Below are 12,583 nucleotides of genomic sequence, written 5' to 3' on the forward strand. Positions count from 1 at the left end.
AAGAGGGGATTGTATGATAAAAAAATATTTTACAACTTTAAAAAGTTCAGGTATTTCTGCATATGTTTGGAGCGTATTTGCCATTTTGCCGTTTTATTTTATTTTTCAATCCTCGTCCACCATTGAAGTCATTGTTGGTATTTTACTGACAATTATCTTTTTTATTTCTTATCGAATGGCATTTCTATCGAAAAAATGGCCTGTTTACTTATGGACAGGTATCCTCATCGCCATCTCCACCGCAATGACGATTATTTTTCAATTTGTATATTTTGCCTTTTATATTGCTTATTATAATGGGAGTATCAAAAACAGAATTGCTTTCTTAACGCTCTATATTATCCATCTTGTATTTACAATCGCCTCTATTAATTATAATTTAGTTCTAGGAAAACCATTGTTTTTAAAACAGTTGCCGTTTGTAATTATTATTGGGATAAGTGTTATTCTCCTCCCATTTAATCTTTATAATAAAAAGAAGCAAGAAAAACTGGAGGAACAGCTTGAGGTTGCGAATCAGCGAATTGCAGAGCTTGTAAAACAGGAGGAACGTCAGCGAATTGCTAGAGATCTTCACGATACACTAGGACAAAAGCTTTCATTAATTGGCCTAAAAAGTGACCTCGCTAGGAGACTTGTATATAAAGATCCTGAAGCATCGCGAAGTGAAATGAAGGATGTGCAGCAAACAGCTAGAACTGCTTTAAACGAAGTTCGAACAATGGTGTCGCAAATGCGAGGGATCCGCTTAGAAGAAGAACTTATCCGTGTAAAACAAATCCTTCAGGCAGCAGAAATCTCACTTGTCGTTGATCATGATTTAAATCGTCTAAATATATCAATCTTCCTTGAAAATCTTCTTAGTATGTGTATGAAAGAAGCAGTAACAAATGTTGTAAAACATAGCAAGGCTTCGATTTGCCAAATTGAATTTGAGCAAACAGAAAAAGAAATATGTATTATCATTAAGGATAATGGGATTGGCATTCCCGATCAATATTACTTTTCTAAAGGCAGTGGACTGCTAGGGATTAAAGAAAGACTAGAATTTGTTAACGGCAGCTTAGATGTAAAAACAAATGATGGAACAACGATTACAATGAAAGTTCCAAGTGTTGTAAAACAAATGTAAAGAGGAGGAGCGAGTATGATTAGAATAGTAATTGCTGAAGATCAGCGAATGATGCTAGGTGCATTAGGGTCCTTGCTCAACCTGGAAGAAGATATGGAAGTTGTCGGAAAAGCAAATAATGGAAAGGAAGCTGTCACTCTTGTTAAGCAGCATCGACCTGATATTTGTATAATGGATATTGAAATGCCTGAGAAAAGCGGACTTGAGGCAGCAGAAGAGTTAAAGGGATTCGGGTGTAAAGTGATTATTTTGACAACCTTTGCACGGTCTGGCTATTTTCAAAGGGCTCTACAAGCAGGTGTGATGGGATATTTACTAAAAGATAGCCCAAGCGAGGAATTGGCTAGCTCTATTCGAATGGTCATGGCTGGAAGACGGCTCTATGCTCCCGAGCTAATGGATGATGTGTACAGTGAAGAAAATCCGCTTACCGAACGTGAGAAAGCAGTCCTTGAGCTTGTTGCAGATGGAAAAAATACAAAAGAAATTGCCGATGAGCTTAAAATTAAAACAGGAACAGTCAGAAATTATATTTCGCAAATACTTGATAAGCTTGAAGTCAAAAATCGAATAGAAGCAATCACACAATCAAAGGAAAAAGGATGGTTTAAGTAAACCATTCTTTTTTTATAGAAAATAATGGATTAGACATGTTCCTGTCCTATTTTTGAAAACATTTTATAGCAAAATTGGCAGCAGTACATAATTATTTATTTTTTCTAATTTTTTTAAAAAAATCACTCGACAAAGCATATGAATTGGAGGATAATTGTAAAAATAAATCACTCACTTTTACTGAGTACCGCTTAAAAGAGCTATAGATAATGGCGCTTTTAAGCAAAAAGAATATGTATTACATAAAAAAAGACAGGGAGAAGAAGTAGGATGAGAGACTATCAAATGGAAATCAACTTAACCACAGCAAGAAAACAAAAACCAGCATTTGACCAGCTTCAATTTGGCAGACATTTTACAGATCATATGTTTGTGATGGATTATTCTACAGAAAAGGGCTGGTACGATCCGCGAATTATTCCTTATCAACCTGTCACTTTAGAACCATCGGCAATGATTTTTCATTATGGGCAAACTGTGTTTGAAGGGTTGAAGGCATATCGCTCAAAAGAAGGGGAAGTTTTGTTATTTAGACCGCAGAAAAATATGGAAAGATTGAACCGTTCCAATGCTAGACTTTGCATGCCCCCAATTGATGAGGAGTTTGCATTATATGCATTAAAACAATTGCTTACGATTGAAAAAGACTGGATCCCTTCATATGAGGGTACCTCACTTTATATACGCCCATTTATTATCTCAACAGAGCCATTCTTAGGTGTAGCACCATCTAACAGCTATCGATTTATGATCATTTTATCCCCAGTTGGGGCTTATTATAAAGAAGGCATTAATCCTGTAAAAATTTCTGTTGAGCAAGAATTTGTTCGTGCAGTCCAAGGAGGCACTGGAAATGCCAAAACAGCTGGCAACTATGCTGGCAGTTTAAAGGCACAGGAAGTAGCGGACAATGCTGGGTACTCCCAAGTCCTATGGCTTGATGGGAAAGAAAAGAAATATATTGAAGAAGTCGGCAGCATGAACGTTTTCTTTAAAATAAATGGAGAAGTAGTTACACCTATTTTGAATGGAAGCATTTTAGACGGGGTCACTCGTGATTCAATTATCCAGCTCATCAAATATTGGAATATTCCCTTTTCTGAACGGAAAATTTCAATGGAGGAAATCTATCAAGCACATAAAGATGGGATATTAGAAGAGGCATTTGGAACAGGAACAGCAGCTGTCATCTCACCAATTGGGGAATTCTTCTGGCAAAATGAACAACTAGAAATAAATAAAGGTGAAACAGGAGATCTTGCGAAGAAACTATATGATACGCTAACAGGTATTCAATATGGAACACGTGAAGACCCATTTGGCTGGCGTGTAGAAGTATTAAAAGAAGCTTTGAAAATTTAATCGTTTTGCTTGCAATATTTGAAATACATGGTATGCTATGAATTGAATTCAAATAAGAAACACTAGGGGTGTCTTGTGAAAGACTGAGATTGAACGGCCGTTCTAAACCCTTTGAACCTGATCTAGTTCACACTGGCGTAGGGAAGTGGTAAATGGTTGAACATGTATGTAAGCATCAACCCCCACTCTATGTCTGAAAGAGTGGGGTTTTTTTATTTTCAATTGACAGTTAAATATTTTTTCTGCTGGGGGCGCCTTTTGGCTGAGAAGTAACCCTTTGAACCTGATCTAGATCATACTAGCGTAGGGAAGTAGGTAAGATGATTACAACCATTTGTGTTGTAATCATTTAACCGCTTTCTACAATGGGGAAGCGGTTTTATTTTTGTCTCAAATGATAATCCAAGGAGGAAATAAGATGGAGACTATAAAAACAAAAAAATTTACTGATAGACTATTTGAAAATGTTCAGCCGATTTGGGAGAAGAATCACAATCATCCCTTTGTACAAGAGCTTGGGAAGGGTTTGCTGGACAAAGAGAAGTTTATTTATTATATGAAACAGGACTATGTGTATTTAATTGATTACGCTAAGCTATTTTCCGTAGGTGTATTAAAAGCACAAGATCCACATACGATGGGGAAGTTTGCTCAAATTCTTCATGAAACATTAAATTTTGAAATGGATCTTCATCGCCAGTTGGCTGCTGAATTCGGCATTTCTCGTGAGGAGCTGGAGGCGACAAAGCCTACACCAGTTAATCTTGCCTATACACGCTATATGTTAAACGTTGCTCAAAATGGAAGTTTAGCTGAAGTTGTTGCCTGCCTCCTTCCATGTGCATGGGATTACTGGGAGATTGGAAAATTGCTTAGAAAACAATATGGTGATCAAATCGAGTCAAATCGGTATGGAAAATGGATTGAAACATACGATTCAGAAACATTTGCCGAAGGCGCAAGGTGGCTTATTCAGCTGATGGATGAATTAGCGGAAGGAAAACCAGAAAGAGAGCTTGCAATCCTTGAGGAGCATTTCCAAATGACTTCTAAATACGAATATTTATTTTGGGAAATGAACTATTACAAACAAGATTGGCCAATATGAAGAGAGTAAGTGGGGAAAGAAATGACACTCGTACTAAAAAACGTTTCCTATACATTCAAAAATAAAGGAAAACAACACAACAAAGTGATTGCATCATTAAATATGCAAGTTAATCAAGGGGAATTTGTTTCCCTTATTGGCAAAAGCGGAACAGGGAAAAGCACCATACTAAAATTAGTAACTGGTCTGCTTAAACAAGATGAAGGTGAAATATCTTTAAATGGGAAAAGCCTTACACTAGGGGATGTTGGCTATATGCCACAGCGGGATCTGCTGCTCCCATGGCGATCAATCATTGACAATATCATGATTGCGGCAGAGTTTCAAAAAGAACTGAAGATTACTAGAGAAGATGCGAGAAATTGGCTTGATCGCGTCGGGTTAATTAAATATGAAAATGCGCTTCCAAAACAATTGTCTGGAGGAATGCGGCAGCGTGCTGCATTTCTTCGGGCTCTGCTGACAGGCAAGGATTTGCTATTGCTAGATGAACCGTTCGGCGCACTAGACGCACTTACAAAAAAAGAAATGCAATCATGGCTATTATCTATTTGGCAGGAGCTAAACAAAACAATTTTGTTTATTACCCATGACCTGGAGGAAGCTTGTTTTCTAAGTGATCGAATTATTCTTCTGCACCCAAACAAAAAGATAGAAGAAATAAATGTAAATCTGCCGCGTCCTCGCTTTTCTGACATGCTTCATTCAACAGAATTGGCTGGATTGCGCCACGAACTGGAGAAAAAGATAGCAAATGAAACAAATAAAAAGTTTTATTCAGACTTATAGTCTATTTATCATTTTTGCAAGTTTCCTATTAATAATTGTTGAATGGCTAGTCAGAAGCGAGATGATTCCTTCATTTATAATACCTGCTCCAACCAGCGTCATAATGATGATCCTCGAAAATTGGAGACCATTAGTATTGGAGCATTTGAGTGCAACCATGCTTGAATTTTTCATTGGATTTCTCATATCCATTATCGGTGGTGTATTACTTGCTGCTTGGATGTTTTTTTCTAAAACTGTTGAAAAAATGATATATCCAGCTGTACTAATTTCACAAATGATGCCAATTATCGCCCTGTCACCCATTTTTGTTCTTTGGTTCGGCTATACGATATGGAGTAAAGTTGCCGTAACAATATTAATCTCATTTTTCCCCATTGTCGTTGGTACATATGATGGACTTAAATCTGGTGATAAAGAATATATTGAGCTGCTTCGTTCAATGGGAGCCACTCGCTGGCACACATTTATAAAGCTTAACATTCCAATGGCTTTACCATCTTTTTTCTCTGGGTTGAAGCTTGCAACAGTCTATGCGCTGGTTGGAGCAACGATTGGCGAATGGCTTGGAGCGAGTGAAGGGTTAGGTTATTACAGCCGTCGAATGTCAGGTAACTTAAATGCCGAAGGGGTTTTTGCGGCAATCACCATATTGACGATAGTCGGTATTCTTCTATTTGCCATCATGTCAGCAATTGAGAGGAAAGCGTTACACTGGAAAAATACAGAATAATAACAACTGGAGTTGAATATTGGATGAAAAAAACTTGGTTTCTTATTTTAATAATGGCTATGCTGCTTACAGCATGTTCAACGAATAGAACAACAAGCAATGGGAAAGAAAAACTAGAAGATATAAGCATTATGCTGGATTGGTATCCAAATGCGGTACATACAGCCATTTTTGTCGCAAAAGAAAAGGGCTATTTTGCAGATATGGGACTAAATGTCAACATTGAAATGCCTGCAGATACGAATGATCCTCTAAAGCTAGCGGCTACAGGCAAGGTCGATTTAGCAATCAGCTACCAAACACAGCTACTCGTTTCAAGAGCAGAAGGGATTCCGGTAGTATCAGTTGCTGCTTTTGTCAGACATTCGCTTGATGCGATCATGTTTAAGAAGGAAAGTGGAATTCAATCACCTAAGGATTTAGAAGGGAAAAACATTGGTTACCCGTCAGCATCCGTAAATGAGGCTGTTGTGTCAACGATGGTAAAAAATGATGGTGGAGACATGAATAAAGTGAAAATGACCGATGTTGGCTGGGATTTAATGTCCTCCCTTGCCACCGATAATGTAGATGCGCTAACCGGTGCTTATATAAACCACGAACTTGTCCTGTTAAAAAAAGAAGGCTATGACATGGATATTCTTAAACTAACTGACTATGGTGTTCCTGATAACTATGAACTTGTTGTTGTTACTGGAGAAAAAACATGGAAGAAGAAAAAAGCAGCTTTCGAAAAATTCTGGCAAGCCGTTACAAAAGCTCAGGAAGACGTTAAAAAGGATCCGGAGGCAGGTCTGAACGTACTGCTAGAACATGAGAATGATAGCTTTCCTTTAGACAAAGAAGTAGAGACTGAAAGTTTGCGCGTTCTTTTACCATTGATGGAGAAAGCAGATGTGCCGTTTGGGTATCAGGAAGAGGACTCTTGGAACGAAGTAGCTAAATGGCTTTATGAATCCAAGGTAATAAAAGAGAAAGTGGATGCAAAGGACGCATTCGTTAATATCGTTTCCAAATAAATTCTACTGTAAAGGTTGGGTGTTCATGGATAAAACTAAGAAGCTTACGTTAACTGCGGTTATCGCTGCCATGACAACTGTGTCAAGCAGTCTCATTTATATCCCTGTTGGTTTTGCAAAGATTTTCCCCATTCAGCATTTTGCAAACGTCCTATCAGCGGTGCTGCTTGGACCTTGGTATGCACTTATTCAAGCAGTTCTATCATCTACACTACGAAATATGCTTGGAACAGGGAGTATCTTCGCTTATCCCGGAAGTATGATCGGGGCATTTCTAGCAGCCATTCTTTATTCGAAAACAAAGAGGCTTACCTTTGCTGCATTGGGAGAAGTCATTGGAACAGGGATACTCGGAGCAATGGCCACCTATCCAATTTCAATCCTGCTATTAGGACAAGAGGCAACATTGTTTGGCTTTATTCCTGCATTTATGATTAGTTCCTTTACGGGTGCTCTCATGGGATATGGCTTGCTGAAAATATTAATTCGAAATAAAGCAATAGGAGGAATGCTCAATGAAAACAGCACTTACAATCGCGGGCTCTGATTCTGGAGGAGGCGCAGGTATTCAAGCAGATTTGAAGACCTTCTCTGCACATGGGGTTTATGGAATGTCTGTTCTTACTGCCGTTACAGCGCAAAACACCAAGGAAGTCCGCTCTGTTCAGGATATAAATCTATCAATTATAAAAGATCAAATAGAGGCAGTTTTTGATGATATTCATGTGGATGCTGTAAAAATTGGCATGTTATCATCTGCCGAAACGATTAAGACAGTTGCACAATCATTACGAAGCTATCATCCTGAATTTATTGTACTTGATCCTGTCATGGTCTCTAAAGGCGGACATCATTTACTCCAGCTCGATGCCATTTCGGCATTGAAAGAAATAATCATTCCTATGGCAACGATCATTACGCCAAACATACCTGAAGCTGAGGTGTTAATCAAGGATCCTATACACTCAGCAGAAGATATGAAGGAAGCCTGCCTTGCCATCAAAGCGCTTGGGGCTAAAGCAGTCTTGCTTAAGGGCGGACATTTGAAAGGGGAACCAAATGATTTATTTTTTGATGGGGAAAATTTTATTTGGATAAATGGCACACGTATTCATACAAAAAACACACATGGAACGGGATGCACATTGTCATCTGCCATTGCTGCAAATTTAGCAAACGGTGCTTCGATAATAGACTCCGTACAAGAAGCAAAAAGATACATCACATTAGCCATTGAACATAGTCTGAATCTAGGCAATGGCCACGGTCCGACAAATCATTTTTATGAGCTTTATAAGAAAGCGCATCTAGTGACAAAGTAAGGTTTTAGGAGGATATAACTGATGAAAAAACAAGAAATAAAAAAATTATTTGAAAAAGTAAAAGAACAGAATCCATTAGTACACCATATTACAAACAACGTTACAATTAATGATTGTGCCAATGCCACGCTTGCGATCGGCGGCTCGCCTGTCATGGCTACAAGTGTTGAAGAGGTCGAGGATATGGTGAAGCTAGCTGATGCCCTCGTCATAAACTTTGGCACCATTGATGATGCAACTTATGCCGCAATGGTTCGAGCAGGGCAAGCTGCAAATAACAAAGAGATACCTGTAATATTCGATCCTGTTGGTGTAGGGGCAACCCCCTTTCGAACGGATCGCGCAAGGGACTTTTTAGAGCGTGTGAACGTGTCAATTGTTAGAGGAAATGCATCGGAGGTATTTGCCTTAGTTGGCGGGGAAGCAAGCACTAGGGGAGTTGACTCAGGCATCTTGTCTATTTCCGAAATAGATTTAGCGCATAAGGCTGCAACAGAGCTGCAGGCAATTACAGTAATTAGCGGGGAACGGGATACCATTTCAAACGGAAACGATTTAGTTCAAATTGATAATGGGGATATCTGGCTGACTAAAATTACAGGTACAGGCTGTATGACCGCATCCTTAATTGCATGCTTTGCTGGGGTTACTGAAGATTCGTTTTCGGCAGCGATTGCAGGGATGTCAGTCATGAGCTTGGCAGGGGAAAGAGCCAAAAAAACACTCCAAAATAAAGAGGGGATCGGAACATACAGAATGAGACTAATGGATGAAATCTTTCTTATGGATGAACAGCTCTGGGCTGAAGGAGTGCGTTTATCATGAAGCCGGATTACACGTTATATTTAGTTACTGAAGAATCTATTCCATTGGAACAACTTTTGCTTACTGTTGAAGAAGCTGTAAAAGGGGGAGTGACCATTGTCCAGCTTCGAGAGAAAAAAGCTTCGGGAAAAAGCTTTTTTGAAAAAGCTAAAAGAATAAAGGCTTTGCTATCTTCCTATAATGTTCCACTATTCATCAATGATCGTGTGGATGTCGCTTTAGCAGTGAGTGCAGATGGGGTTCATGTTGGGCAAAGCGATCTTCCATTAGAAGCAGTTAGAAATATAATTCCTTCTTCCATGATCGTTGGAATCTCTGTTTCAACAATTGAGGAAGCAAAAGAAGCTGAAAAGAATGGGGCGGATTACATTGGAGTAGGTGCAGTATATCCAACTCATTCCAAAAATGATGCCGAGGTTTTACCGAAAGGCATGCTGTCAGCGATTACAAATGCTGTCTCCATCCCTGCTGTCGCTATTGGCGGAATAAAACATGATCATTTGCCTGCAATTCGTAAAATGAATATCGCCGGAGTAGCGATCGTTTCTGGCATTATGAAGGCATCTAGCCCATACAATGCAGCAAGCTCCTACCGGAAGATATGGGATAATCAGATTCATAGCTAATACTCGCTTATAAGGATGGGATTAAATAATTGAAACATACATAGTTAGTCTTTCATAGCAGTGCTCCGTCAGACAGCATTTCCTAAAATCCAAAATATAAACACAATAGAATAGTAGATTCGACAGGTCAACTAGTTTACTAGTTGATCTTTTTCAGTGTAAAAAAATAAATGGTCGGTCTGATTAATTGAGCAAGCCTTTATGTACGAAGTAATAACCAGCGCAGGGAAAATAAGCAGACTAACATTTACATACTTGGTTGCGAGCAGATGCTTATGAATGTTTTTTTGTAGCTGTCTCCTTTTACCTATACATGTAAGTAGTTTCAGAATGAATGGAAAAGTTCTATAATAATAGATAATGATTTAAATATAAAAATAATTTCAACAATAAGGAGAATCTATTATGGAAAAGATTACCCGCATGTCTAATGAACTGAAGGATTGGATTCAACAAACATTAAAAAGCGGTGTAAATCCTGAATCAATTGTTGCTGCCATGGTCAAAAAAGGATTTGATCAGGCTTTTGCCTATTCAACAATGTTGCGCATTCTAAATAACCAATCTCTTAAAACTGTTGATAGCAATCAAACCCCATATATGTATGAATCAATTGATGTAGCTAAAAAAGGAAATATTATAACAACAACTGACCGTGAAATAAAGGTGCTTTTAAAAATGGATAAGCCATTTATTACATTTCTAGATAATGTACTCAGCACAGAAGAATGCGACCAGCTAATTGATTTATCAACGAATCGGCTTCAGCCATCCGAAATCATCGATCCAATAACAGGAGAAAAAAAGGCTGTACCTGGAAGAACAAGCAAAGGTGCCTACTATTATTTAAACGAAACAAGTTTAATTTCTACAATCGAAAGAAGAATAGCAGAAATAACAAGTCATCCGCTTGAACACGGAGAAGGCCTTCAAGTTTTGAACTATAACATTGGTGAGGAATATAAGGCTCACTTTGATTACTTTCCAGCTAATCAAATTGATAAAGATAAAGGTGGCCAACGGATCGCAACATTTCTAATCTATTTAAATAATGTAGAGGCAGGGGGTGAAACGATTTTTCCAAAAATCGGTTTATCAATTGTTCCAAAAAAGGGAACAGCTGTTTATTTCCATTATGGAAATAGCCATAGTCAAGTCGATCGTATGTCTTTACATAGCAGTATCCCCGTTTTAAAAGGGGAGAAATGGGTGGCAACTAAGTGGATTCGTCAAACAGAAATTAACCCAACAAGGAAACCAGGAGTGATTGTAACAGAATAATCGTGGAAACAGCTAAATTGATGAGAATTCAGATAAATCGTAATGTTGCCAAAATATAGATTTTGAACGTAAAATAAGAAGGAAGTTGGATGAAATAGGGAGTGTGCCCAATGGAAATGATGAACGGCTTGCTAATCAATCTTCTATTTATTCTTATTTTCGTTTTACTGACAAACATGCTGTTTTTGCATAATAATAAATTTATACAATCTTCCGTAGGGGATTATTATTTTGTTTTTATCGCATGTATACAAATTGTCATCTCCCTGTTATTATCTGTTCCAGTGGGACATGGATTTATTTATGACTTACGGTTTGTCCCGTTTCTTCTAGGTGGTTTATATGGGGGGATGCGAGTAACGATTGGTTTAGGATTTTTTCTCCTATCCATTCGATTTATTCTCGGGGGAGATGGTTTTTGGTTATCCCTCGTTCTAATTATTATTTCAACAATTGGTATCTGCTTCATATCACCGATTTATTCGAAGAAACCACTCTGGACAAAGCTAAGCATCGTTTCTATTTTTTCTATTGTTTATGCAGTGATTGCTTATTTAATCCCGGGCTTGTTTTATGAGTTTCATGATTTTATTTCATTTGTCATTTACGGAATCATTTTAGTTATTTCTACTTTTTTTGTTACTTATCTTTCAGAGATCCTCCGAACAGCATTCGTATTACAGCTTGAAGCGATGAAATTTGAAAAGATGGAAGTAGTCAGTCATTTAGCAGCAAGCATTAGTCATGAGGTGCGAAATCCGCTAACTGCGGTCATCGGGTTTCTACAATTAATAGGGGAAAATGAGCGCACAAATGAAAAAAGTAAAACATATGCTATGTATGCCATTGATGAGGCCAATCGAGCTTCAGACATCATTAATGATTATTTAACCTTTGCGAAGCCGCATTTAAATGAGGAGTGCCTGATGAACCTTAACAATGAAATAAAAAAATGTCAGGATATATTGCGGCCGCTTACATTAAAGCATAATATAGAAATCGATACTTTTTTTCAACATACAGGTACTATAAAAGGAGACCCCCACAAGTTTCATCAAGTATTGCTGAATATTTTTAAAAATGGTATCGAAGCTATGCCAGATGGTGGAATATTAACAATCCAAACGTTTGAACATCATAATATGATTCAAATTAAAATAACAGATACTGGCCATGGGATGAAGCCTGAACATATCGCAAGGCTTGGAGAGCCTTATTTCTCACTAAAGGGACAAAAAGGGACAGGCTTAGGGATGATGGTCGTTTATCGGATTGTAGAAAGCATGAGGGGCAATGTAACGGTAACAAGTGAAATTGATAATGGCACTTCCATTACGCTGACATTCCCTCGTTTCCAGGTAAATGACTCATTACTTAGTTAAATACATTAATTGCAAAAGAAATACTCGTGTAGAGGAGCAGATTTACAAATGAAAATAATTACTGCAGCAGAATTAAGTAGTAGACAGAAAAAGAATGAAGAACTATTTATTCTAGATGTAAGAGCAGAAGAAAAATACAATCATTCCCATATTGATGGAAAACATATACATAGTGTAAATATCAATAAAAAATATATTATTGATGAAAATAATTTGGAAAAAATTCCTGGCCTGCCAAAGGATAAAGAAATCATTCTCACTTGCACGACTGGAAACTCAGCAAGGAAATGTGCAGAAATTCTAACTAAAAAAGACTACAATGTTACATTGCTTGAAGGCGGAATAACGGCATGGAAGGAATATAAAGAAAAAAAGTAAGCGGTTAAATT

The 12,583-nt window shown here is 37.8% G+C and carries 14 protein-coding genes and 2 riboswitches; all 14 genes read left to right on the plus strand.

The window, feature by feature from the left end; all coding sequences use genetic code 11:
* Positions 1 to 13 precede the first annotated feature (13 nt).
* The 14 genes from RUH74_RS05980 to RUH74_RS06045 all read left to right on the plus strand — a co-directional run bounded on the left by RUH74_RS05980 (position 14) and on the right by RUH74_RS06045 (position 12,572).
* Positions 14 to 1,132: a sensor histidine kinase gene (locus tag RUH74_RS05980; RefSeq protein ID WP_313799353.1), complete on the plus strand. Its 1,119-nt coding sequence runs from the start codon at positions 14 to 16 to the stop codon at positions 1,130 to 1,132.
* A 15-nt stretch (positions 1,133 to 1,147) separates the two neighbouring features.
* Positions 1,148 to 1,747, plus strand: a complete 600-nt coding sequence (locus tag RUH74_RS05985; protein WP_313799354.1) for a response regulator — start codon at positions 1,148 to 1,150, stop codon at positions 1,745 to 1,747.
* Between the two features lie 270 nt (positions 1,748 to 2,017).
* Positions 2,018 to 3,109, plus strand: coding sequence for a branched-chain amino acid aminotransferase (locus tag RUH74_RS05990; protein WP_313799355.1), 1,092 nt, complete (start codon positions 2,018 to 2,020; stop codon positions 3,107 to 3,109).
* A 54-nt stretch (positions 3,110 to 3,163) separates the two neighbouring features.
* Positions 3,164 to 3,270: riboswitch (TPP riboswitch) on the plus strand.
* A gap of 76 nt (positions 3,271 to 3,346) precedes the next feature.
* Positions 3,347 to 3,436, plus strand: a riboswitch (TPP riboswitch).
* A gap of 91 nt (positions 3,437 to 3,527) precedes the next feature.
* Complete coding sequence (gene tenA / locus RUH74_RS05995) at positions 3,528 to 4,217, plus strand: thiaminase II (protein ID WP_396229899.1); 690 nt, start codon at positions 3,528 to 3,530, stop codon at positions 4,215 to 4,217.
* Between the two features lie 21 nt (positions 4,218 to 4,238).
* A complete protein-coding gene (locus RUH74_RS06000) occupies positions 4,239 to 5,006 on the plus strand; it encodes an ABC transporter ATP-binding protein (RefSeq protein ID WP_313799356.1) in 768 nt (255 codons plus the stop codon).
* Positions 4,972 to 5,739: an ABC transporter permease gene (locus RUH74_RS06005; RefSeq protein ID WP_313799357.1), complete on the plus strand. Its 768-nt coding sequence runs from the start codon at positions 4,972 to 4,974 to the stop codon at positions 5,737 to 5,739. Before RUH74_RS06000 ends, RUH74_RS06005 begins: the two co-directional genes overlap by 35 nt.
* Before the next feature lie 23 nt (positions 5,740 to 5,762).
* Positions 5,763 to 6,758 carry an ABC transporter substrate-binding protein gene (locus RUH74_RS06010; RefSeq protein WP_313799358.1) on the plus strand — a complete coding sequence of 332 codons (996 nt, stop codon included), beginning with the start codon at positions 5,763 to 5,765 and terminating at the stop codon, positions 6,756 to 6,758.
* A gap of 25 nt (positions 6,759 to 6,783) precedes the next feature.
* Entirely contained in the window at positions 6,784 to 7,305 is a 522-nt protein-coding gene (thiW, locus tag RUH74_RS06015; RefSeq protein WP_313799359.1) for an energy coupling factor transporter S component ThiW, read from the plus strand.
* A complete protein-coding gene (thiD, locus tag RUH74_RS06020; protein ID WP_313799360.1) occupies positions 7,274 to 8,080 on the plus strand; it encodes a bifunctional hydroxymethylpyrimidine kinase/phosphomethylpyrimidine kinase in 807 nt (268 codons plus the stop codon). The genes thiW and thiD overlap by 32 nt, the downstream gene beginning before the upstream one ends.
* Positions 8,081 to 8,101: 21 nt before the next feature.
* A complete protein-coding gene (thiM, locus tag RUH74_RS06025; protein ID WP_313799361.1) occupies positions 8,102 to 8,905 on the plus strand; it encodes a hydroxyethylthiazole kinase in 804 nt (267 codons plus the stop codon).
* Positions 8,902 to 9,531: a thiamine phosphate synthase gene (thiE, locus tag RUH74_RS06030; RefSeq protein WP_313799362.1), complete on the plus strand. Its 630-nt coding sequence runs from the start codon at positions 8,902 to 8,904 to the stop codon at positions 9,529 to 9,531. The genes thiM and thiE overlap by 4 nt, the downstream gene beginning before the upstream one ends.
* A gap of 405 nt (positions 9,532 to 9,936) precedes the next feature.
* Positions 9,937 to 10,812 (plus strand): 2OG-Fe(II) oxygenase, encoded by an 876-nt coding sequence (locus tag RUH74_RS06035; RefSeq protein ID WP_396229901.1) that lies wholly within the window; start codon positions 9,937 to 9,939, stop codon positions 10,810 to 10,812.
* Between the two features lie 110 nt (positions 10,813 to 10,922).
* Positions 10,923 to 12,194: an ATP-binding protein gene (locus RUH74_RS06040; RefSeq protein WP_313799363.1), complete on the plus strand. Its 1,272-nt coding sequence runs from the start codon at positions 10,923 to 10,925 to the stop codon at positions 12,192 to 12,194.
* Between the two features lie 48 nt (positions 12,195 to 12,242).
* Positions 12,243 to 12,572, plus strand: coding sequence for a rhodanese-like domain-containing protein (locus RUH74_RS06045; protein WP_313799364.1), 330 nt, complete (start codon positions 12,243 to 12,245; stop codon positions 12,570 to 12,572).
* Positions 12,573 to 12,583: the final 11 nt, after the last annotated feature.

This window comes from Cytobacillus sp. (genome assembly GCF_032154635.1).
In the GTDB taxonomy this organism is placed as follows: Bacteria; Bacillota; Bacilli; order Bacillales; family Cytobacillaceae; genus Cytobacillus.

Excerpts from the sequence above, each read along its gene's own strand:
- RUH74_RS05980 (WP_313799353.1), top strand. The coding sequence starts at position 14 with ATGATAAAAAAATATTTTACAACTTTAAAAAGTTCAGGTATTTCTGCA.
- RUH74_RS05985 (WP_313799354.1), top strand. The coding sequence starts at position 1,148 with ATGATTAGAATAGTAATTGCTGAAGATCAGCGAATGATGCTAGGTGCA.
- RUH74_RS05990 (WP_313799355.1), top strand. The coding sequence starts at position 2,018 with ATGAGAGACTATCAAATGGAAATCAACTTAACCACAGCAAGAAAACAA.
- tenA (WP_396229899.1), top strand. The coding sequence starts at position 3,528 with ATGGAGACTATAAAAACAAAAAAATTTACTGATAGACTATTTGAAAAT.
- RUH74_RS06000 (WP_313799356.1), top strand. The coding sequence starts at position 4,239 with ATGACACTCGTACTAAAAAACGTTTCCTATACATTCAAAAATAAAGGA.
- RUH74_RS06005 (WP_313799357.1), top strand. The coding sequence starts at position 4,972 with ATGAAACAAATAAAAAGTTTTATTCAGACTTATAGTCTATTTATCATT.
- RUH74_RS06010 (WP_313799358.1), top strand. The coding sequence starts at position 5,763 with ATGAAAAAAACTTGGTTTCTTATTTTAATAATGGCTATGCTGCTTACA.
- thiW (WP_313799359.1), top strand. The coding sequence starts at position 6,784 with ATGGATAAAACTAAGAAGCTTACGTTAACTGCGGTTATCGCTGCCATG.
- thiD (WP_313799360.1), top strand. The coding sequence starts at position 7,274 with ATGAAAACAGCACTTACAATCGCGGGCTCTGATTCTGGAGGAGGCGCA.
- thiM (WP_313799361.1), top strand. The coding sequence starts at position 8,102 with ATGAAAAAACAAGAAATAAAAAAATTATTTGAAAAAGTAAAAGAACAG.
- thiE (WP_313799362.1), top strand. The coding sequence starts at position 8,902 with ATGAAGCCGGATTACACGTTATATTTAGTTACTGAAGAATCTATTCCA.
- RUH74_RS06035 (WP_396229901.1), top strand. The coding sequence starts at position 9,937 with ATGGAAAAGATTACCCGCATGTCTAATGAACTGAAGGATTGGATTCAA.
- RUH74_RS06040 (WP_313799363.1), top strand. The coding sequence starts at position 10,923 with ATGGAAATGATGAACGGCTTGCTAATCAATCTTCTATTTATTCTTATT.
- RUH74_RS06045 (WP_313799364.1), top strand. The coding sequence starts at position 12,243 with ATGAAAATAATTACTGCAGCAGAATTAAGTAGTAGACAGAAAAAGAAT.